The 21,140-nt window shown below is 56.8% G+C and carries 16 protein-coding genes; 12 read left to right on the top strand and 4 right to left on the bottom strand.

The window, feature by feature from the left end; genetic code table 11:
- Nucleotides 1–253 precede the first annotated feature (253 nt).
- Nucleotides 254–3,013, top strand: coding sequence for an aconitate hydratase AcnA (gene acnA, locus KYE_RS10370; protein ID WP_008173037.1), 2,760 nt, complete (start codon nt 254–256; stop codon nt 3,011–3,013).
- Nucleotides 3,014–3,091: 78 nt separating this feature from the next.
- Nucleotides 3,092–3,631, top strand: coding sequence for a ferritin-like domain-containing protein (locus tag KYE_RS10365; RefSeq protein WP_008173036.1), 540 nt, complete (start codon nt 3,092–3,094; stop codon nt 3,629–3,631).
- Between the two features lie 123 nt (nt 3,632–3,754).
- Here KYE_RS10365 and KYE_RS10360 read toward each other — a convergent pair whose 3' ends face one another.
- Complete coding sequence (locus KYE_RS10360; protein WP_008173034.1) at nt 3,755–6,592, bottom strand: PAS domain S-box protein; 2,838 nt, start codon at nt 6,590–6,592, stop codon at nt 3,755–3,757.
- Nucleotides 6,558–8,501 carry an ATP-binding protein gene (locus tag KYE_RS10355; RefSeq protein WP_227497809.1) on the bottom strand — a complete coding sequence of 648 codons (1,944 nt, stop codon included), beginning with the start codon at nt 8,499–8,501 and terminating at the stop codon, nt 6,558–6,560. Before KYE_RS10355 ends, KYE_RS10360 begins: the two co-directional genes overlap by 35 nt.
- Between KYE_RS10355 and KYE_RS10350 the strand changes: the two genes are divergently transcribed.
- The 8 genes from KYE_RS10350 (at nt 8,468) to KYE_RS10315 (ending at nt 16,752) form a co-directional block, all read left to right on the top strand.
- Nucleotides 8,468–10,156 carry a diguanylate cyclase domain-containing protein gene (locus KYE_RS10350; protein ID WP_008173031.1) on the top strand — a complete coding sequence of 563 codons (1,689 nt, stop codon included), beginning with the start codon at nt 8,468–8,470 and terminating at the stop codon, nt 10,154–10,156. The two genes, KYE_RS10355 and KYE_RS10350, sit on opposite strands and share 34 nt — an antisense overlap.
- Before the next feature lie 27 nt (nt 10,157–10,183).
- Entirely contained in the window at nt 10,184–11,332 is a 1,149-nt protein-coding gene (locus tag KYE_RS10345) for a response regulator (RefSeq protein ID WP_008173029.1), read from the top strand.
- On the top strand, nt 11,322–11,735 hold the full coding sequence (locus KYE_RS10340) for a response regulator (RefSeq protein WP_008173027.1): 414 nt from the start codon (nt 11,322–11,324) through the stop codon (nt 11,733–11,735). The genes KYE_RS10345 and KYE_RS10340 overlap by 11 nt, the downstream gene beginning before the upstream one ends.
- A 40-nt stretch (nt 11,736–11,775) precedes the next feature.
- Entirely contained in the window at nt 11,776–12,096 is a 321-nt protein-coding gene (locus tag KYE_RS10335; RefSeq protein ID WP_008173025.1) for a DUF2288 domain-containing protein, read from the top strand.
- 12 nt (nt 12,097–12,108) lie between these two features.
- On the top strand, nt 12,109–12,477 hold the full coding sequence (locus KYE_RS10330) for a hypothetical protein (RefSeq protein ID WP_008173024.1): 369 nt from the start codon (nt 12,109–12,111) through the stop codon (nt 12,475–12,477).
- Between the two features lie 27 nt (nt 12,478–12,504).
- The gene (locus KYE_RS10325) at nt 12,505–13,413 is read left to right on the top strand and encodes a lysine exporter LysO family protein (protein WP_008173021.1); all 909 of its coding nucleotides are present in this window, start codon (nt 12,505–12,507) and stop codon (nt 13,411–13,413) included.
- 103 nt (nt 13,414–13,516) lie between these two features.
- Nucleotides 13,517–14,476, top strand: a complete 960-nt coding sequence (locus KYE_RS10320; RefSeq protein ID WP_008173020.1) for an ABC transporter substrate-binding protein — start codon at nt 13,517–13,519, stop codon at nt 14,474–14,476.
- Nucleotides 14,477–14,532: 56 nt separating this feature from the next.
- On the top strand, nt 14,533–16,752 hold the full coding sequence (locus KYE_RS10315; RefSeq protein ID WP_227497808.1) for a PhnD/SsuA/transferrin family substrate-binding protein: 2,220 nt from the start codon (nt 14,533–14,535) through the stop codon (nt 16,750–16,752).
- Between the two features lie 51 nt (nt 16,753–16,803).
- Here the strand turns inward: KYE_RS10315 and KYE_RS10310 are convergent, their stop codons facing one another.
- Both KYE_RS10310 and KYE_RS10305 read right to left on the bottom strand, forming a co-directional pair.
- Nucleotides 16,804–18,012 (bottom strand): HD-GYP domain-containing protein, encoded by a 1,209-nt coding sequence (locus KYE_RS10310; RefSeq protein ID WP_008173016.1) that lies wholly within the window; start codon nt 18,010–18,012, stop codon nt 16,804–16,806.
- Nucleotides 18,009–18,818 (bottom strand): TatD family hydrolase, encoded by an 810-nt coding sequence (locus KYE_RS10305; RefSeq protein WP_008173015.1) that lies wholly within the window; start codon nt 18,816–18,818, stop codon nt 18,009–18,011. The genes KYE_RS10310 and KYE_RS10305 overlap by 4 nt, the downstream gene beginning before the upstream one ends.
- A 128-nt stretch (nt 18,819–18,946) precedes the next feature.
- On the opposite strand from KYE_RS10305, the gene KYE_RS10300 reads away from it, so the two are divergent.
- Entirely contained in the window at nt 18,947–19,780 is an 834-nt protein-coding gene (locus KYE_RS10300) for a polyphosphate kinase (protein ID WP_008173013.1), read from the top strand.
- 17 nt (nt 19,781–19,797) lie between these two features.
- Nucleotides 19,798–21,069, top strand: coding sequence for a D-amino acid dehydrogenase (locus KYE_RS10295; protein ID WP_008173011.1), 1,272 nt, complete (start codon nt 19,798–19,800; stop codon nt 21,067–21,069).
- Nucleotides 21,070–21,140: the final 71 nt, after the last annotated feature.

Below are 21,140 nucleotides of genomic sequence, written 5' to 3'. Positions count from 1 at the left end.
AGGAACTGATGTCGGAGAGTCGTCCGGCTCTCCGACGTTGGTCTGATATTCACCGCGCTGATGCCGAACATTCACCGGCCCGCGGTTGAACTCTCGTTAATTGCTGCAATAGTTAAAGGTGACTTCATGCTGTGGAGTCCTTTCATCAGGCTATTGCCCGGTATGGGATTGCTTTCCCGGTCGATGCGTTGCTGAAAGGGCTTCGAAAGAGCCTTCCGGACTACGCGGATAACGACGAAAAAGGAGGCACCACATGTCGAACGAAAGTCTCAGTAAAGACAGTCTGAATACCCTTTCCAGCCTGGATGCTGGCGGTAAAACCTTTCATTACTACAGCCTGCCCAAGGCTGCGGACACCCTCGGCGACCTGAATCGCCTGCCGTTTTCGCTCAAAGTGCTGATGGAAAACCTTCTGCGCAATGAGGATGGCACCACCGTGGACAGAAGCCACATTGATGCCATGGTGCAGTGGATGAAGGATCGCTGTTCCGACACTGAAATCCAGTTCCGGCCTGCCCGCGTGTTAATGCAGGATTTCACCGGCGTGCCCGGCGTCGTCGACCTGGCTGCCATGCGTGAGGCGGTCAAGGCAGCCGGTAAGGATCCGGCGATGATCAACCCGCTGTCGCCGGTGGACCTGGTGATCGACCACTCTGTGATGGTGGACAATTTTGGCGACGCCTCTGCGTTCAAGGACAACGTTACCATCGAGATGGAGCGCAACCAGGAACGTTACGAATTTCTGCGTTGGGGCCAGCAGGCCTTCGACAACTTCCGTGTGGTGCCGCCGGGCACGGGTATCTGCCACCAGGTGAACCTGGAGTACCTCGGCAAGACCGTCTGGCAGAAGGACCAGGACGGCAAGACCATCGCGTACCCGGACACCCTCGTGGGCACAGACTCCCATACCACTATGATCAACGGCCTGGGCATTCTTGGCTGGGGCGTTGGCGGCATCGAAGCGGAAGCCGCCATGCTGGGCCAGCCCGTCTCCATGCTGATTCCGGAAGTGGTGGGCTTCAAGGTCACCGGCAAGCTTCGTGAGGGCATCACCGCAACAGATCTGGTGCTCACCGTCACCGAAATGCTGCGCAAGAAAGGCGTGGTGGGCAAGTTCGTGGAGTTCTATGGCGACGGCCTGAAGGACATGCCGGTGGCAGACCGGGCCACCATCGCCAACATGGCCCCGGAATACGGCGCCACCTGCGGGTTCTTCCCGGTAGATGAGCAGACCATCAAATACATGCGCCTGACCGGCCGTGAGGAAGAACAGCTGGAGCTGGTGGAAGCCTACGCCAAGGCCCAGGGCTTGTGGCGTGAGCCCGGCCATGAGCCGGTGTACACCGACAACCTGGAACTCGACATGGGCGAAGTTGAGGCCAGCCTTGCCGGCCCCAAACGCCCGCAGGATCGTGTTGCCCTGAAAAACATGAAGTCGTCCTTTGAGCTTTTGATGGAAACCGCTGAAGGGCCGGCTGAGAACCGTGAGGCGAATCTTGAGTCTGAGGGCGGCCAGACTGCCGTAGGCGTCGATGACAGCTACGAGCACCATGCCAGCCAGCCCCTTGAGATGAATGGCGAGAAAAGCCGGCTCGATCCGGGCGCCGTGGTCATTGCGGCGATCACGTCCTGCACCAACACCTCAAATCCGAGCGTTATGATGGCCGCAGGCCTGATCGCCCAGAAAGCGGTCCAGAAGGGACTGAGTACCAAGCCCTGGGTCAAGACATCGCTGGCGCCGGGTTCCAAAGTCGTCACTGACTATCTGAAAGTGGGTGGCTTCCAGGACGATCTGGACAAACTCGGCTTCAACCTCGTCGGCTATGGCTGCACAACCTGCATCGGCAACTCCGGGCCTCTGCCGGACGCGGTAGAGAAAGCCATCAGTGATGGTGACCTGACCGTGGCCTCTGTGCTCTCCGGCAACCGGAACTTCGAAGGCCGGGTGCATCCGCTGGTGAAAACCAACTGGCTGGCATCGCCGCCTCTGGTGGTTGCCTATGCGCTGGCCGGCAACGTGCGCCTGGATCTCTCAAAAGATCCGTTGGGCAACGACAAGGATGGCAACCCGGTGTACCTGAAGGACCTCTGGCCGAGCCAGCAGGAGATCGCTGAAGCGGTGGAGAAAGTGAAGACCGATATGTTCCGTAAGGAATACGCGGAAGTCTTCGACGGCGACGCCACCTGGAAGTCCATCAAGGTGCCGGAAAGCAAGGTGTACGAGTGGTCTGATAAATCCACCTACATCCAGCATCCGCCGTTCTTCGAAGGGCTCAAGGAAGAACCGGACGCGATCGACGATATCAAGGATGCCAACATACTGGCACTGCTGGGCGATTCGGTGACTACCGACCACATCTCACCGGCCGGTTCCTTCAAGCCGGACACCCCTGCCGGACAATACCTGCAGGAGCACGGTGTTGAGCCCAAAGACTTCAACTCTTATGGCTCTCGCCGGGGTAACCACGAAGTCATGATGCGCGGCACCTTTGCCAATGTGCGCATCAGGAACGAAATGCTCGACGGCGTGGAAGGCGGTTACACCAAATTCGTGCCCACGGGCGAACAGATGGCGATTTACGATGCCGCCATGAAGTATCAGGAGAAAGGCACGCCGTTGGTGGTCATTGCCGGCAAGGAATACGGTACCGGCTCCAGCCGCGACTGGGCGGCCAAGGGTACCCGTCTGCTCGGTGTAAAAGCTGTGGTGGCTGAATCCTACGAGCGCATCCACCGCTCCAACCTGATCGGTATGGGCGTAATGCCACTTCAGTTCCCGGATGGCACGGACCGCAAGAGCCTCAAGCTCACCGGTGAGGAGACCATCAGCATCGAAGGCCTGTCGGGCGAGATCAAGCCGGGTCAGACCCTCAAGATGACGGTGAAGTACAAGGACGGATCCACGGAGACCTGCGAGCTGAAATCTCGCATCGATACCGCCAACGAGGCCGTCTACTTCAAGCATGGCGGCATCCTCCATTACGTGGTGCGGGAGATGTTGCGCACTGCCTGAGTGGACAGGGTGAAATGGCATAGCGGGCGGCCGCTATGCCGAATTCAAGAGATCAATGAGAGAAACGAGAGAGACATTATGACCGATCAACCGTTTCTGACCGACGTGAAAACCCTCAGAGAGCGGGCCCGTAAGCACATCGAAGAAGGGGCGCTTACCGAGGGCTACGGTGCCAACCGCGACAATGTCGTGAAAATCCTGAATGAGGCGCTGGCAACCGAAATTGTCTGCACCCTGCGTTACAAGAGCCATTACTTCCGTGCCGATGGCATCAACGCCAATGTCGCTGCCCAAGAGTTCCTGGAGCATGCAGACCAGGAACAGCAGCACGCCGATTGGCTGGCCGAACGTATCGTGCAGTTGGGTGGGAAACCGAACTTCTCGCCCGAAGGTCTTTTAACGAGGTCCCACGCCGAGTTCGTTGAGGGCGATACATTACGGGAAATGGTAGTGGAAGATTTGGTGGCGGAGCGGATTGCCATCGACAGCTACCGCGAAATTGCCCGTTATCTGGGAGATCAGGACCCGACATCACGGCGGATTATCGAGGAAATCCTGGCTCAGGAAGAGGAGCACGCCGACGATATGGCGGGCTTACTTGAAGGTCTGGATAGCTAAGCCGCCTGACCGTAGACAGTAAAAGTGCTGCCTTTCAGGCAGCGCTTTTATTGCCGGTTTAGGCGACTGGCAAACTCAACCAGAAACAGGCGCCATGCCCTTCCTCTGAGTCAAACCCCACATCTATGCCTTCACTTGCTCCAACGGCAGTCCCAGCCAGAAAGTTGAGCCCCTTCCTTCCCGTGACTCGAATCCGACATCTCCTCCCATCTGTGTCATGATTTCTTTCGTGATGGCCAGACCGAGACCTGTTCCCCGTTTGCCACGTGTGTCGGAACTGTCTGCCTGAGCGAATTTCTGGAAAATTCTGCCGCGGAAATTATCAGGAATGCCAGGTCCCTGATCAGTAACGAGGATACGGACAAGATCATGTTCGACCTCGGTGCATACCAAAACCTCACCTTCAGGGGGCGAGAACTTGATGGCGTTAGACAGCAAATTGGTAAATGCCTGGCCCAAGCGCGAGCGATCGATTTTCGCCATGCAGTTGGGGCTACTGTCTTCGATCTGCACAGAAACGCCGCTGTCCAGGGCGTAGGTTTTGAGACGTTCTGCCGACTCCTCAATGACGGGGCCAAGTTCCTGTATACGCAGGTTCATGGTCATCTTGCCGGAAACAAGTTTTTCCATGTCTAACAGGTCGTCCACCAGTTGTTTCAGCTGCTCGGCATTACGATGGGCGATAGACACCATACGCTCAGCCTGTGAGGGAAGCGCGCCCAAAGTTCCGCTTTCGACCAGGCCAAGAGAACCCGATATGGAGGTCAGCGGCGTACGGAGTTCATGGCTTACCGTTGAGATGAACTCGCTTTTCATCCGGTCGACTTTTTTGCGCTCGGAAATATCTTCTATGAGGGTCCAGATCAGCGGTTGGCCAGAGGGGTTGCTGATTCTCATACCGCGGACGATGGCAGGATAGGTTGAACCATCCGCGCGCACGATCTCGACTTCATAAGGCCCGAAACGTCTTTCGCTCTGAAGTTCGGCGATGATTTGCTGTCGATGGTTTTCGAAGTCCGGGGGCAGAAGCTCAAAATAGTCCATTGCCATCAATTGGTCACGGCTGTATTGGGTAGGACTTAGCAGAGCCTCGTTCACGTCAAGAAACGCTCCTGATACATAGTCATTCAGCGCTATGCCAATGGGCGACAGTTCGTAGAGTCTCCGGAGCTGAACTTCGCTTTCCTGAAGGGCCAGTTCGGTTTGTTTTGCCTCATCAATGTCAGCAATATAACCTTGCCACATGGTGCTGCCGTCTGGCATCCGTTCCGGTGATGACTTGCCCTCTACCCAGCGCCAGCCGGATTTGCCATCTGTTACCCGGTAGTGACTGTGCCAGAGCGTCAAGGACTCCTCAGATCTCTCAATACTGGCTGCTACCTTGGGCAAATCATCGGGATGGATCTTGGTGAAGCAGATCGAGGCATCTTCATGTGCCTCCTCTGCTGTAACACCGTAGATGTCCGTGATGCCGGGACTTGTGTAGGGAAACGAAACACGGCCATCCGGCCACTGTTGATACTGATAGAGCATGCCCGGCGTCTGTTCTACCAGTTTGGTGAGCATCTGCACACTGAGCTGCCTCTCAATGAGGGCTCCAACCCAGCGTGCCAGGAGAGTCACGAACTTGATTTCAGTATCCGAGAAGTCCTGTTCCCTCGGTTCTGGCGAAGAAAAGTTGAGGGTTCCGTACAAACGGTCTTTGATGAAAATGGGCGCAGCCAGGTAGCTCTCAAGCCCGAACTTGTCGTAGCACCGGTGATCGCGATAGCTCGATCTGGCCATGTGTGCAATGGCCAGGCTTTCCCGCGAACCGAGGAGCATTGAACAATAGGTGTCTTTCAGTGGAAAGCTGGCATTCTGCTCCAGTCCGGCATCCTCGGGGGCGACGAACCACCGGATGGAATAAACGTTACTATGGATCTCGCTGACTATTCCGAGAGGCAGCTTCAGGTAGTCAGACCCGAGCCGAAGGGCTTTTTCGATGCGAATGTCATCATTGGTTTCGGTGTCCAGGGCCAGATCATTGAGAATGGCCAGCGCTTCGTTCTGATGCTGGATCTTGCTCAGGTTGCTCATTTCCTCTGTGATATCGGCGTGGGTGCCATACATCATCAGTGGTTCGCCGTTCAGGGTCCATTCAAATACCTGGCCGCGATCATGCACCCAAACCCAATGGCCGTTCTTATGCTTCATCCGACACCGGTAGTCGTACTCGGACAATTCACCGGCAAAATGAGCTTTTAGCAATCGCTCTGATTCAGGCAGATCATCCGGATGTGCGAAGGCTAACCATGTCTCGATACTGACAGGCTCCAGCTCATCAAGCGTGTAGCCGCAAATGTTGGCCCAGCGCTCGTTGAAAACGGTTTCCCCGGTTTGTACGTTCCACTCCCAGGTGCCAATTCTCGTACCTTCAATAATAGCCCGTGACCTTCGCTCGCTGTGTTTGAGTTCCCGGTAGAACTCGGTTGCCGCCTGCATGTTGATTTCGCGCTCGACACAGTCGGCCATTTCACGAAGAAGGGATTGGTCCTCCTTATCGAAGGAGCGCGGAGTCGGGTCAATCAGGCAGAGCGTCCCCAATCTGAAGCCTTCGCTGTTGTGGAGGGGGGCACCTGCGTAGAACCGTATATTCGGGGCCTCGGTAACCAGCGGATTATCGGCAAAGCGAGGATCCTCCATGGTGTCTTCGATGATCAGGATGCCCGAGTCGTGAATGGCGTGACCGCAGAAGGATACGTCGCGGGACGTTTCCGAAGCTGCGAGCCCCTGGCAGGACTTGAACCATTGCCGGTTTTTGTCCACCAGGCTAACCAGCGCAATGGGAACCCGGAATGCCTTGCGGGCCATACGGGTGTAACGATCAAACCGCTCTTCAGGCTCCGTATCGAGCAGGCCCGTACGTTCAAGCGCCGCCTGGCGCTCAGTCTCCTCGGGGGGGATTTCTGGCGCTTTCATTAACCTTATTCCTACTGACCATGTTTTGGGGTAGCTCAACCCAGAAATTGGCTCCGTTGTCGTAAAAATAGCCGACTTCACAGTTCATGAGCTTTGCCAACTCCCGGCAGATCGCGAGGCCAAGCCCCGTCCCGGCTTTGGACCTGGCGGAGCCAGAATCGGCCTGGGCGAATCGCTGGAACAACCTGGGCAGGAAGCTCTCCGGAACGCCTGGGCCTTCATCTGATACGGTAATTCGAACCATGCCAGATGAGGTTGATTCTGACGAGATCCTTACAGAGCCTCCTACGGGAGAAAACTTGATGGCATTGCTGATGAAATTATCCAATATTTGTCTAAGTCTGGTTGGATCAGCGGTGACGAATTTCTCTGTGCAATGTCCAAGCGTCAGAGGAATGCGGTAGTGGCTCGCCATGGCCCGATTTCCATCGCAGGCATCCCTTATAGCTGTTGCAGGATCAACTGTCTCCAGATCGATGGGCATCTGCCCTGCCATGGCTTTGTTGAAGTCCAGCAGGTCGGATATCAGCCGTTGCAACTGTTCGCTATTCCGAAAAGCAACGTCGACCATCGAGTCAGCTTTATCTGGCAGTTTCCCCGCTGCGCCTGAGCGCAGCAGTTTCAGTGCGCCGTTTATCGAGGTCAAAGGCGTGCGCAGCTCATGGCTTACGTTCGAGACAAAGTCGTCTTTCATGATGTCCAGCGCCTCGCGTTCCTTCATCAGCTTGTTAAAGGCGCGGGCTACGTTTCTGACCTCTGGCGGGCCTTTAAGAGACAATCGGTTTGCCGCAAAACCCTCCGTCGCCATTTCCCGTATCCTGAGCGACATTCTCTCCAATGGAAGCGTTGTTGCCCGGGCGAGTAGCCAAGCTATGGCTGCCAGTGCCAGAAGAGCCACGGCACTGGCAGCAAGGAACTTGTCGAAAGAGGCCCGTGCCGGTTGTGTTGCCTGTTGGTAGGGCACTGCTCTTAGAAACATCCAGCCCACGCGGTCAAGATGTTGCGTAGCGTAGATCCACTTTTTTCCAGAATGGTCGGAAACAACGCCTGAGGTCTGGCCGGACAATGCCGCATCAATAATCAGATCCTCGCCTGGTGGCGGCAGATCGGGCATCGGATTGGCGACGGAGAGCGTATCCACCTGCATGAAATGGCCGGTGTCGATGACCTTGAACAGGGCGCCAAAAGAGGCATCTTCCTGCTTCGGTATGATCCCGGCCTCGGCCAGGTTGATGATTCCTCCGGCGAAACCAAGTAAATCCCCATCGTCACTACTGATAGGGTAAAGAAAAGATAGGAGCAGAAGCCCGGTTGTCCTGCCAATAATTGGCCGGCTGATGACGGGTTCCCGGGTTTTGTAGGCCTCGCGAAAGTGCTGCCGGTCAGCGTAAGAGGTGCCTATACGATTGGGTACGTAAACGTTTTCGGCGATTGCCACGCTGTCTTCGTCGAAGACCAACAGGCCTGCCTCGAAGTACTCGGATAAAGCCGATTGCCGACCGAGCAGAGCTTCGATGCGATCTTTTGAGAGTCGGTTTTTACCATCCGTCAGAGTAGCGGCGAAAGCGCCCAGAGCCTGTATGCGCACCTGGAGATCCTGATCGACTCGATTGGCGATTGACTCGGCGTCCAGAAGCTGGCGCTGGGTGAGAACGTTTTCGAAATCCCGGATCAGCTCGTTGTAGGCTGTCGCTGAAAGAACGACGACAGTCAAAAAGCTACTCAAGACAGCAATAAGGGCAACGCGGCTGCCAATAGAAAGATTCCTCAAATTCAGCCCTTCAGGTCGTAGCGGTAGCAGTTGAAACGTGTTTTCATTACCGAGAGAGTAATTGAATTTGCCGGCGTGGCAAATAGTCCACCAGGAGTATTGATGTGGCCTTGGAGTCGACAGGCAAGATTTCTTCACGGCTGGAAGTGCTCAGGCAAAGATTTCTTGAGCGGGCCAAAGAAGATATTCAGCAATTGCGAACATTGGCAGAGAAAACCCGGCGTGGTGAGTTCTCTGCCGACGGATTGTTGTTTTGCTATCAAAGCCTGCACAAGTTGTCCGGTTCGGCGGGGACATTCGGCCTTCCAGAGCTAGGTGAAGCTGCCAAGGCACTGGAAAAGGAGTTAAAAGGTCAAGCTGAGAGTCTTGGCGCTCTCGACGACGTCCTCAGCCATCCTATCGACATTCCCGACGGATTTGCAGATGGAATAGACGCGCTCGCAGAGCTTGTTGAAGTCAAGAGTCAGGCGGTTGACCAGGATAGTAGCTTTACCGAGGAGCCCACGACCTACAAGGGTAGCCAGGGCATGCAGGTGAGCGTTCTGCTCGTGGAAAAGGGGGAAGAACGCCTCGCGATGCTGGAGAAGGAGATGGCTCCGTATGGCTTTTCCTTCACCCGTGTAGATTGTAATGATGCCGGCGCACTTGGCAACGCATTGGCTGAGGTCCGCGGAGCAGCGGCCATTTTGTGTCGGGAATCGGCTCTTTCAGATGTTATGTCCATACGGAACACGTCTTTTGAGGAAAGCTCTCGTCGTCGCCTGCCGGTAATCTGCCTTGGCAGCGATAATTCTTTCCAGAACCGCTACAGAGTGGCCGAGACCGGAGCGTATGCATTCTTCCCGGATCCGGTGGACATACCTGAACTTGCCGAAAGGATTGAGTCGCTTGCCATTGAACGCAGCGCCAATGTACAGGGGCGGGTGCTGATCGTCGAAGACGATGCCGAGCTGGCCGAACACTATTGTCTGGTGTTGCAGGCGGCCGGTATTGAGGCGCAAGCAGTGTCAGAGCCTTTTCACCTGACGTCCAGCCTTGCAGATTTTGTGCCGGACATCGTCCTGATGGATGTTCAGATCGGCGACTATTCCGGTGTCACGCTCGCCCGGCTGATTCGGTTCGAGCCACGGTGGTTGAGCCTGCCAATCATTTATCTCTCTTCTGAGGATGATCGCGAAAACCAGCTGGAGGCTTTGTCCAAGGGCGCGGATGAATTCCTGATGAAGCCGGTCTCGGATAGTTATCTGGTCCGGTCGGTGCGCATTCGTTGTTACCGGGCCCGTCAGCTTTCCGAGCTTATGAACCGGGATAGCTTGACCGGTCTTCTGAAACATTCATTGATCAAGGAAGAGGTTGAAAAAGAACTGGCAAGATGTCGTAGGAGTGGTCACCGGTCCTGTGTTGTTATGCTTGATCTCGATCATTTCAAGACGGTAAACGATACTTGGGGCCACTCGCAGGGTGATATCGTGATTCGCACCCTTGCCAACCTTCTGAGAAATCGGTTGCGCGAGACTGATATGATCGGTCGTTACGGAGGCGAGGAGTTTCTGGTGGTTTTACCTGAGTGTGATGTTTCTGCGGCCAAAGACCTGATTCGTGGAATTGGTGAAAGCTTTTCCGAACTTTCTTTCGTGGCGGGAGAGTCCAGCTTTCAGGTTACTTTCAGCGCAGGCATTGCCGCGATTAATGATTTTACCAACGGTGAGGATGCCCTGAATGCCGCCGATCAGGCGCTTTATGAGCGCAAACGCGGTGGCCGTGACGGGGTGACCGTTTACTCTTCCAAATAATGTCCGTTGTACGCTTAGGGTGGTCATTTGAAAGCGCTGATTCTTGAAGACGATGATCTCATTGCAGAGTTGCTGGAAACTGTCGTCGCGGGCCTATACTCGGGTGTGTCTGTTGTGCTCGCCGATACTCTCGGTGAAGCGCTCAGGCAGGTAAAAAATAACCGGTTTGACCTTTACATTGCGGACAGAAATCTGCCGGATGGATCGGGGCTGGAACTTGTCAGGCAGGTGCGTCAACTGGATCGTGATGTTCCCATTGTGATGGTTTCCGGCCGCTCTGATCGGGAGTCTGTGTTGCAGGCGGCTCATTACGGGATCGACGGTTACATGACCAAACCCTTCGATGTGGCGAACCTCCACGAACGGCTTGGAAAGCTACTGAAAGTCGATCAGACCTCTGAAGCGCCGGACCTCAAGACATTGCTCCGTGATTCACTGGAGGAAGTGATTCAGTTGCCCTCCGATGTGGACCCTTCGGACATTCTTGAATTAATCGGTCGCCAGGGAGATCTTTCCGCGGCGCAGCTGGCTGAGCGCTGGCGAGAAGAGGCCAGCCTCACCGCCCGTTTGCTGGATGTGGCCAACAGCAGCTCATTCAGGCGTTCCGGCAAGCCCGTTGAAACTCTGAGAGATGCTATCGGGTCTCTGGGCGTACCTCTTGCACTGAACCAGGCTTTGGCGTTGTCGCTGGATGTATCCAACAAGCTGCAGCATGAGCCGCTACGCGAGCTTTCAAAAACCTACCACGAATGCGCCTTGCAGGTGGCAAAAGAGGCCCAGCGATTGGCGATCAGCCTGAAGAAACAACCCCTCCCGCTTCAAAAAGCCGGGTTGCTAAGCCGCCTGGGCGAGCTCGCTGTTCTCAAGGTACTCAACCAGTATGCTGCAGCCGGAGGTGAAATCGGAACGGCAGAGGCGGAAAAGGTTCTGGAGGAGTGGGCACAGGCTTATGGAAACCGGCTCAAGGTTCAATGGCGCTTGCCGCTGGGGGTCCGGGAGCTGATCGGTGCCGTCCATTTTCTGCCCAACGATTGCACCCGTGAGGAACGGCTGATTATGCGTGCTGCCTCTCTTTTGGCTTCAGGCGAGCAGGACTCCGAGGAATGCCGCAGGCTGATTAGACGCATTGGTATGGAAACCGAAGAAACAGAGCGGGAGAAAAGTAATGGAGAGTAAACAACAAAACTTGCCTCAGAAGATTCTGTATGTTGAGGATGATCCGGATATTCGGGCAGTCGCGGAAATTGCTCTGGAGGATGTCGGCGGCTTTTTAACGGCGATTTGCGAGTCCGGCGCTGAGGCTGTGGAGAGAGCCCCAGAATTCGAGCCGGAACTGATTTTGCTGGACGTTATGATGCCGGGAATGGATGGTCCTACGACGTTGCAGGCACTGCGTGAGCTTGATGGGATGGAGACAGTGCCAGTCATCTTTATGACCGCCAGGCTACAGAAATCCGAAATCGAGGAATATCAGGCGTTGGGAGCGCTCGGTGTCATACCGAAGCCCTTTGACCCCATGAACCTTTCAGAACAGATTGCTCAGATTCTGGCAGATGCGGTGGGGCGAGATTTCCGGTAGTCTGGCCAGCCTGAGCCCTGTTTAGACTGATGAGGTAGTCATGTCATCCTCCCCATCCCGGGACGAATTGAAAGCCAAGCTGAATCTTGAGACTTCTCGCATCCGCTGGCACGATCTGCAGACCTACTTTGCGAGGGGGCAGGTCGTCAGGGTGTCGCCGGACCTGGATCTGCTTGAAGTGGCGACTGAGTTGGCGGCGGATAACAAAGCCCGTTTCGAACAGTGGATGAACGATGGACGCGTTGGTGAGGTTGCGCCGGACACCGCGCAGGATTGGTATGATCGCAATGCGGAACTCTGGGCGGTCGTCATCGCACCCTGGGTTCTCGTGCAGGACAGGTCAGGGCATGTTCTGCACTGACAGAATGGCATCATGAAGCTCCACTATTTCCACGGCCGTAGCCCGCTTCGGGATCTCGTCATGGTGAAAGACGGCCAACGCATCGAGCTACACATCCGGCCAGCAGGCGGCGGTCATTGGGGCCTGGTAGCTCTGGCTGGCCCTGACCGGGGGCGCCCGGATGGGCAGTTCTGCCGTGGGCCCTGGCCAACCCAGGCCCGGGCTGAATCGGTTCTCAGAAGCGTCGCCGGCACCATGATGGGAAAAGGCTACGAGCCGAAGCCCGGAGATTATGCGGTCTGGTCCGTTACCGCCCAACGTCTTGCCCGCACCATCGGCGTTCCGCAGGGTGAACAGGCCAGCCCGGATGCCGACCCCGACCAGTTCAAACCCCTGACCTGATAACCCCCTTTTCGTTTCGAGGACGCCATGCTGACTGGAGCCTTGCTCATTCTTGCTCCCCTGTTCCTGGGTTTTGCCATCGCCCTGGAAAACCGCCGGGCCATGACGGTGATCCATTACATGGTGGAGGCACTGGTTTACTTCATCCTGTTGCTGCTGGGCCTGGGGCTTGGCCAGATGGAGGGCCTGGCGGCGCAACTAGGTGGCATGGCGACTCAGGTACTGGCACTGGTGCTGGTGCTTTTCGTCGCCAACATGTTTGGGCTCTGGATGTTCCACCGCTGGCAGCCAATGTCCATCGAGCGGGTCGAGGGCAGTGTCAGCCCCGGATACCGCCGGCTTTTTCTGGCTGGCCTGAAACCGCTGGTGGCGGTTATTGCCGGGCTGCTTGCCGGCTACTACCTGTTGCCGGACATGCCCATGGCGGAACAGCTGGCGACCTGGTCCCTGATGTTGCTGCTGTTTCTGATCGGCCTGCAGTTGCGCAATGCCGGGCTTTCGCTGCGCAAACTTCTGATGAATCGTCAGGGGCTCGGTATCGCGCTGGCTCTGACGCTCAGTTCCCTGGTGGCCGGTGCCCTGTTGATACCCTGGCTTGGGTTGCCCTGGCACGACGCCCTGGCGGTTGCCTCCGGGTTTGGCTGGTACTCGCTGTCCGGCATTGTCATCGGCGAAGCCCTTGGCCCTGCCTGGGGCGGCGTGGCCTTCCTCAATGATGTGCTCAGGGAGATTGTTGCGTTGGCAATCATCCCCTTGTTGATTGCCAACAGGCCGGCCATGGCTATTGGTTATGGTGGCGCTACCGCCATGGACTTCACCCTGCCGGTTATCCGCAGCAGTGGCGGGCTGACCTGTGTTCCGGTGGCGATCGCCTCCGGTTTCTTGCTGTCTTTTCTCTCGCCGGTGCTGATGGGGGTGTTCCTGTCTTTGGGATAAATTGACGCGGTGCAAGGCAAGTTGCGGTTTTACGGGTAGTATGTGAAGCAGTAAACTGTCGTTTATTGACAAATGTTAATGTCTTTGCCCGGTCCGGAGCCTGATGCAACGCCGTGAATTCCTTGGTCTATCGATAGCAGCCGGACTGTCCGCGGCGGGATTGCCGGGTTGCAGTGATTCCGGCCCGCTGAGGTTCGGTATCCACCCCTGGATCGGCTACGAGCCGCTGTACCTTGCCCGTGATTTCAACTGGTTGCCGGATACGGTTGCGCTGGTGCCGGGCACGTCTGCCAAAGACTCCATGGAGGGCCTTATTTCAGGGGCGCTTGATGGGGCGGCGCTGACTCTGGATGAAACCATACGGGTCCGGTCGAGTGGGCTGGAACTGGTTGTGGTTGCCGTCGCTGATGTGTCCGCCGGCGCCGATGTACTGATGGTCAAGCCATCGATCACGGAATTGACAGCCCTCAAGGGGCAGCGTATTGCGGTGGAGCTGAACGGCGTCTCGGGCGTTATGCTGTTTAAAATCCTTGAGGTAGCGGGGCTCGGTCGCAGCGACGTGATAAAAGTGGATTTGCCGGTAAGCCAGCATGCACAAGCCTGGTCCCGCGGTGAAGTGGATGCTTCGGTATGCTACGAGCCAACAGCGTCACTCATAGAGAACGCCGGAGGCGTCAGACTCTTCGATAGTAGCGACATTCCGGAAACCATCTTCGATGTGCTGGTGGTGACCCGGAAAGCGGCAGAGAGCAATTCCAGAGCGGTTCGCGACCTGTTGACCGGACATTTTACCGGCCTGCAGCACCTGGTGCGGAGCATGCACGACTCAATGTACCGGATTGCCACCCGTCAGGGGATCAGTCCGGACGAGGTTCGCATGGCACTGGCCAGCGTTATGCTGCCGGATCTGGCCGCGAACCAGCGTTATCTCAGAGCAGCCGGACCCATCGAAACCATGGCCGGATCCCTGTCTCGCCTTATGCTGGCAGAGGGGATGATTGACCAGAATCCTGGCATCCAGCGCATGTCAGATCCTTCGTTTCTGCCAGCGAGGGTCTCTTGAATATTCGCCGGTTTGTTGCCTGTCTTTGTTTTCTGTTTGCCACGGAATTTGTGGCGATGGCATCAGCCAGTGCCGATGAAACACTGACTATGGGTGTATTCGCCTATCGGCCGGACAGTGTGCTTCAGGAACGTTACCAGCCTCTGACGGACTACTTGTCCAGGGAAACCGGCATATCCGTAAGGCTGGAGGTTCTCAATCAGGAGAATATGAGCCGGGCGATCGCCGCCAACCGGCTCGATTTTTTTCTTACCAATCCCAGCCATTTTCTACTGATCCGAAGCGAACGCAGTCTGACCGGCGTTCTGGCGACTCTGGTCAGGCGCTCCGGCCAGTCTTCGACCGGCAGTCTTGGTGGCGTGATCTTTACCAGGGCCGAGCGCGACGACATTGAACAGCTTGCCGATATCCGTGATAAAACCATTGCCTCGCCCGGTGTCCATTTCCTCGGGGGCTACCAGACCCAGGTTCTCGAGCTGATGGATGCCGGTATTGATATCCGCAGAGTGAATCTGATCCGGTTTATGGGCACCCACGACCGAGTGGTTCGTTCGGTTCTCTCCGGAGATGCCGATGTTGGCTTTATCCGAACCAGCATTCTGGAGCAGATGGCGCAGGAAGACCCTGATCTGTTTACCAAGGTAAAGGTTCTGAACCGTCAGCGGCTGGCGGGTTTCCCCTACGTTGTTTCAACCCGTCTATACCCGGAATGGCCCCTGGTGGCGCTGCCCCATGTCAACGAGCGGGCCGTCCGTCGTATCGCGTCGGCGCTTTTTGCCATTGAGCCGGAAGACGAGGTGGCGCGGTCAGTCGGCATTTCGGGTTTTTCGCCGCCTGCAGACTACCAGTCGGTTGAGTACCTGGCTCGCACTCTGCGGGTGCCGCCCTACGACCAGGTGCCCCAACTTACCTGGGTGGATGCGTTGCACCAGTATCGGCTCTGGGTCTTTACCATTCTGGTGTTGCTCATGTTGCTGGTGGCATCGTCGCTCTGGCTGGGCAAGAGCAAGCGGCAGCTGGCCGCGGAACAGAGGCGTCTGCGCCAGCTTATCCGGGGTTGGCCACAAGCTGCATTGCTGATCCGGGGTGGGCTTTTCATCGACACCAACCGGGCTTCTGTCGACCTGCTCAGATACACCTCCAGTGAATCACTGGTCGGCAAGGATCTGGCGGTCTTTTCGCCGGAATTCCAGCCAGACGGGCAGATCTCCCGACAGAAAATGGCGCCCATGCTGGCCCGGGTTTCGGCGGGTCAGGTGGAACAGTGCGAATGGGTTCTGAATCGCTCTGACGGCAGGGAGATCTGGGTGGAGCTTACCATGGCGCCCGTCCACACCGAGGACGAACCAGAAGCTCTGATTCTTTGCTCCCTGTATGAGATCACTCTCCGGAAACACGCGGAACAGCGGCAGCGGCTGGCGGCGAGCGTCTTCGAATACGCCCGCGAGGCTATTTTCATTACTGATAATCACGGCATCGTGATTGATGCCAACGATGCGTATCTGGCGATAACCGGCCGGCCCCGCAATCGGGCAATAGGAAGACTGCCACCCCTACCGGTGGAGGAAGGCAGTGGTATTTTCGCCAGTGCCCGGTCTCAGGGCTTCTGGTCCGGAGAGTTTTCCAGCAGACGCAATGATGGCGAGCCGATTACCTTGTCGGTAACACTGAGCAGTGTTCGTGGCGATCATGGCGAAGTCTCGCATTTTGTCGGTATTTTCAGTGACATCAGTCGGCTTAAAGAGCAGGAAAGAAAGCTCCGGATCATGGCCCATTACGATGCCCTGACCGGAATGCCTAACCGGGTTCTGTTTGCCGACCGATTGCAGCAAGGCATGGCTCTTACCCGGCGTCAGAGCGGCAAACTGGCGGTGGTTTATATTGATCTGGACGAGTTCAAGCCGGTAAACGATGCCTTCGGTCATGAGGCGGGTGACCAGTTGCTTGTCGAGGTGGCCGCCCGTATGCGTTCGGAACTCCGGCAAGAGGATACTCTGGCGAGGCTCGGTGGTGATGAGTTTGCGGCCATCGTGATGAATGTTCAGGACGACGCATCTCTTGAGACCCTGTTGGTACGTCTTTTGGCGCGGGTGGCAGAACCTGTCTGGGTTGCCGATCACAGCGTCGAAGTTTCAGCCAGTATCGGCTACACGCTGTTCCCGCAGGCAGAGGATCTGGACGGCGACCAGCTCCTGCGCCAGGCCGACCAGGCCATGTATCAGGCCAAGCACCGGGGCCGCAATCGCTATGTCCGATTCTCTGATCCATCTTCCTGATAGCAGCTGTTGAACCACTCTATTCCGAGCTGTCCGCGGCTGTCAGCGTTCTCAGGCGAGGGATTTCCTGACATCAATCTTGTAGGTTTCCGGATCAACGGCTCGCAGAATCCGGTCCTGTGTGCCCGGTTTCGCGAGATCGAGGGTATCTACTGTGATCGGCATGCGGAATTTGGTGTGGTACATAACGCGCACAGTCGGCAGCCTCTGGTCACTTTCATTGGCTTCAACCACGACGCCAAGGCGACCACTTTCCAGAAGCACCAGCGAACCCACCGGGTAAAGGCCCAGGCACCGGATAAACTGTTTGACCAGACTGGGATCGAGGTGAGTGCCGCTCCACTCCAGAAGCTTCTTCAGACCCTGTGTTGGTGTCATGCCCTTGTGATAGACCCGGTCTGCGGTGATGGCATCGTATACATCGCTGATCGCCACCATGCGACCGTATTCCGAGATCTCATCACCCTTCAGACCCTCTGGATAGCCTGTGCCGTCGAGGCGTTCGTGGTGCTGGGCCGCCGTGATGACGGTGAGCTCGCCAATGCCCTCTGTGGTAGCCAGAATGTCCCGTGAATGGCGGGCGTGGAGTTTCATCACTTCAAACTCCTCGGGGGTCAGGCGGCCGGGTTTGTGCAGTATCTCGTCGGGTGTGAGGATTTTGCCCAGGTCGTGGAGAAGTGCGCCTACAATGGTCTGATGCAGGACATCGGAGGACAGGCCACGATGGTTTCCGAACAGGGACATCAACACACTCAGATTTACCGAGTGTTCCAGAAGATAATTGTCCTTTTCCCGGATGCGCCCCAGGCAGCTTAGTGCGTTGGCATTCCTGAGCACGGAGTTTTGCAGTTCGTCCGCCAACTGATGGATGGGGGCCACATCAATGGCGCCGCCAACCTTGGCGTGATTCATGAACTCGCCCACCAGCCCCTGGGCCTGGCTGTGGACTTGCTGGGCGATGACCATTTCTTCGGCAAGTGGTACATAGGGCCGCAGGCCGGGCGTCAGTTCACCCGCCTTTTGCAGAGCCGACTCGTTCCGACGATCCACCTCGGCGGCGGATTCCGAGTCCTGGGTATCGAGCCCCTTCGAGGCATCGATATAGACGAACTCCACGCCCATACGGCGGATTTTCTCGATGGTTTCCTCTTTTTTGATCACACCGCGCTTGCGCTGGGTGTTGTGGGGAATCCAGTCGTTGTTCAGGTCGGTTATGTACATGCCGATCTTGAGTGCTGAAATGGGGACGCGTTTGATCATTCGCCGGGGAAAAACGTCCTCAGGCTGTTTGCGTAAGTCTTACCAATCACCTCGTCAAGGGGCAGTTCTTTCACCTCGGCGATTTTCTCGGCCACAAACGGCAGGTAGAACGGTGCGTTTTCCTTGCCGCGGTAGGGTACCGGGGTAAGGAAGGGGGAATCGGTTTCCAGAAGGATCTGGTCAATCGGAGCCATACGCACGATGTCGCGTACATTCTCGGCCTTGTTGAATGTCGTGATGCCGTTAAAGCCCAGGCACCAACCCTGATCCAGGGCATACCGGGCAAGTCCCGGGCCGGACGTGAAGCTGTGGATCACGCCACGGCGTTTGAGTGTGTCCTCAAACTCGGCAAGGATCTCGATGGTGTCCTCGTCGGCCTCCCGACTGTGGATGACCACAGGCCGATCAGTGTCGCAGGCGATCTGAAGCTGACGCCGGAACACCTCGCGCTGAACATCTCGGTCGGCGTTGTCGTAAAAATAGTCCAGCCCGATCTCGCCCACCGCAACGATCTTCTCGTCCCGGGCGTGGGCACGGATTTCGGCTTCCACGTCATCAGAATAGCTTTCAGCATCGTGGGGGTGGATCCCCTGAGTACCATAAACCCAAGGCGCAACCTGGCTGAGTTCGCGTACTCTGGCAAGGTTGTCCGGGGACACCGCAATGGTGATCACTTTCTCGATATTGACCCCTTTTGCCTGCTCCAGGGTTTCCTCAAGCGGGCGGTCCTTGAGGTAATCCAGGTGACAGTGGGTTTCGATGATCGGGTGATCGAATACGGGAATCTCGCGACGTTTTTTACTCATTGCCGGGTACTACACTCCATCGCAACCTGTATTCGGGCTGCTATTCTGTGAATTCAATCTCACAAGTTTACCAGTTTGTACGATTGTTGATCTGTATTACATTCATAGGGACTTGCACGGAGCATTGGATGAAATTGTCGGCGTTTGCCAGTAGTTTTCTTTTCGACCCCGGAAAGCCTCGGTTCCGGGATTACCCGACGTTGCTGGACAGTGATGAAACGGAACTGCCCGGCCTTGAGGCCAGTCTGGAACAGATCGGGGAATACCAGCGCCGGCTCTGGGCCAACCAGTCCAGGGCGGTTCTATTGGTTACCCATGGCCCGGACACCAGCGGAAAAGACAGCCTGATCCGTACTCTGGCAACCTACGCTGACCCCGCTGGTTTCCATGCCTGGTCCTTCAGCCGGCCCAGGGGGGCCGAAACCCGCCATGACTTTCTCTGGCGGGTCACGCCGTTTCTGCCCGGCTTTGGTGAGATGGTCGCCTTCAATCGCAGCCATCATGAGGCTGTGATCGCAGAACGGGTCTGGCCGGTTCATGAAGCAGACAGCTATAACTGGGAAAACCGTTACCGCTCCATCCGGAACTTCGAGAATCATCTCGTGGAAGAGGGCACCACGGTGATCAAGATCTGGCTAAACCTGTCTGAGGATGAGCATCGCCAGCGGCTGCTCAAACGTCTGGACAAGCCGCGCAAGCGCTGGAAGTTTGATCGGTCCGATATCGATGGCTGGGAAAAACGCAAAGAGTACGAAGCGTTTGCCGAGGAAGCCATTGCCGCGACCCATACAGAGCAGGCACCCTGGTTTATCGTGCCGGGCGATCGGAAGCCCCAGGCGCGCCCGATTGTCGCAGCCATACTGGCTGAGCAATTGCAGAAACTGGCGCCGGAATATCCGAAAGAAGATGAAAGCGTTTTAAAAGAGTACCGGCGTCTTCTGGCGAAGACCGGCGTGGAGTAAACATGAGGGAGGAATGCATGCACATTGCTGTTGTTGGTGGCGGCGTGGTGGGAATGACCACCGCCTATGAACTGAATCGCCGGGGCCACCAGGTGACTGTGCTGGAACGTCATTCAATGGCCGGCAACGAGACCAGCAAGGCCAACGCGGCCCAGCGATCCTATGGGGTGGTGTACCCCTGGGCCGATCCCGCGATTGTATTCAAGGCCATCCCCTGGATCCTCAAGCAGGATGGCCCCCTGAAGCTACGCTTTCCGCCGTCTGTGGAAACACTCAAGTTCATGTTCGCCACGCTCCGTTACGCCTGGTCGCCAGGGCTGTTCGGGTTGAATCGCCGCGCCATGTTGCGCCTCGGTATCCACAGCCGGGAGCGATTCATGGCGCTTGAGAAGGAGCTTGATCTGTCCTTCGATGGCGACCACCAGGGTCTGCTGCACCTGGCGAGCACACCGGAAGCGTTGGAAGGCTACCGGACGACCCATGAACTGCTGAACGAACTGGGCATCCCTTCCCGTTTGCTCACACCCGAACAGGTGCGCGACGCCGAGCCCTGCATGGTTGGCAATGGTCCGCTTTATGGCGCCCTGAGCTATGACACCGACGGAACCGGCGATTGTCACAAGTTTTCCCAGGAACTTGCTAAAGCCTGCCAGGCAAAGGGGATAGTGGTTCGTTACAACGTGGAAGCGGAAAAGCTGATTGCCGATGACCAGAGGGTCAGCGCAATTTCAGTCAGAAACAGCGATGGAGTCATGGAAGCCCTGGAAGTGGATGCCGTGGTGATCAGCGCCGGCTGCTGGTCCAACCACCTAGTTCAGCCCCTGGGCCTCGAACTGCCCATCTATCCGGTAAAAGGTTACAGCCTGACGGTCCCCATGAAGGACCCGGAACGAGGCCCCGCTTCCACCATTCACGATGACAACTACAAAGTGGTTTCTACTCGTCTGGGCAATCGATTACGCGCCACAGGGTTTGTCGAGCTAGCGGATTTCAACAGAGACATTCCGGAGGCGAGGCTGGCCACGATCCGAAAATCGGTGGAGTCCCGGTTCCCCGGCTGCGCCGATCTCGACGCCGCGGAAACCTGGACCGGCTTCCGCCCCATGACCCCGGATGGCCCTGCGATTATCGGCCGCGGTCCCCGAGACAACCTCTACCTCAACACTGGCCACGGCACCTTCGGCTGGACCCTGTCCGCGGGCAGTGCCGATGTCATCGCCCAGGTAATCGAAGGCGAGGAGCCGTCCGTTTGCCTGGATGCCTTCCGCCCAGGAAGATTCCAGGAGTAGGCTCAATACCCCGGTGCGCGCAAAAGGCCCGAGAGCAGGGCGGATAGCCCCTCCCGGGATCGTCGAAAACA

The sequence above is a fragment of the Marinobacter manganoxydans MnI7-9 genome (assembly GCF_000235625.1).
GTDB classification, from domain to species: Bacteria; Pseudomonadota; Gammaproteobacteria; order Pseudomonadales; family Oleiphilaceae; genus Marinobacter; species Marinobacter manganoxydans.
The sequence above is the reverse complement of the archived record's forward strand: the minus strand, read 5'-3'. Positions and strand labels throughout refer to the sequence as shown.

Excerpts from the sequence above, each read along its gene's own strand:
- acnA (WP_008173037.1), top strand. The coding sequence starts at position 254 with ATGTCGAACGAAAGTCTCAGTAAAGACAGTCTGAATACCCTTTCCAGC.
- KYE_RS10365 (WP_008173036.1), top strand. The coding sequence starts at position 3,092 with ATGACCGATCAACCGTTTCTGACCGACGTGAAAACCCTCAGAGAGCGG.
- KYE_RS10360 (WP_008173034.1), bottom strand. The coding sequence starts at position 6,592 with ATGAAAGCGCCAGAAATCCCCCCCGAGGAGACTGAGCGCCAGGCGGCG.
- KYE_RS10340 (WP_008173027.1), top strand. The coding sequence starts at position 11,322 with ATGGAGAGTAAACAACAAAACTTGCCTCAGAAGATTCTGTATGTTGAG.
- KYE_RS10335 (WP_008173025.1), top strand. The coding sequence starts at position 11,776 with ATGTCATCCTCCCCATCCCGGGACGAATTGAAAGCCAAGCTGAATCTT.
- KYE_RS10330 (WP_008173024.1), top strand. The coding sequence starts at position 12,109 with ATGAAGCTCCACTATTTCCACGGCCGTAGCCCGCTTCGGGATCTCGTC.
- KYE_RS10325 (WP_008173021.1), top strand. The coding sequence starts at position 12,505 with ATGCTGACTGGAGCCTTGCTCATTCTTGCTCCCCTGTTCCTGGGTTTT.
- KYE_RS10320 (WP_008173020.1), top strand. The coding sequence starts at position 13,517 with ATGCAACGCCGTGAATTCCTTGGTCTATCGATAGCAGCCGGACTGTCC.
- KYE_RS10315 (WP_227497808.1), top strand. The coding sequence starts at position 14,533 with ATGGCATCAGCCAGTGCCGATGAAACACTGACTATGGGTGTATTCGCC.
- KYE_RS10310 (WP_008173016.1), bottom strand. The coding sequence starts at position 18,012 with ATGATCAAACGCGTCCCCATTTCAGCACTCAAGATCGGCATGTACATA.
- KYE_RS10305 (WP_008173015.1), bottom strand. The coding sequence starts at position 18,818 with ATGAGTAAAAAACGTCGCGAGATTCCCGTATTCGATCACCCGATCATC.
- KYE_RS10300 (WP_008173013.1), top strand. The coding sequence starts at position 18,947 with ATGAAATTGTCGGCGTTTGCCAGTAGTTTTCTTTTCGACCCCGGAAAG.
- KYE_RS10295 (WP_008173011.1), top strand. The coding sequence starts at position 19,798 with ATGCACATTGCTGTTGTTGGTGGCGGCGTGGTGGGAATGACCACCGCC.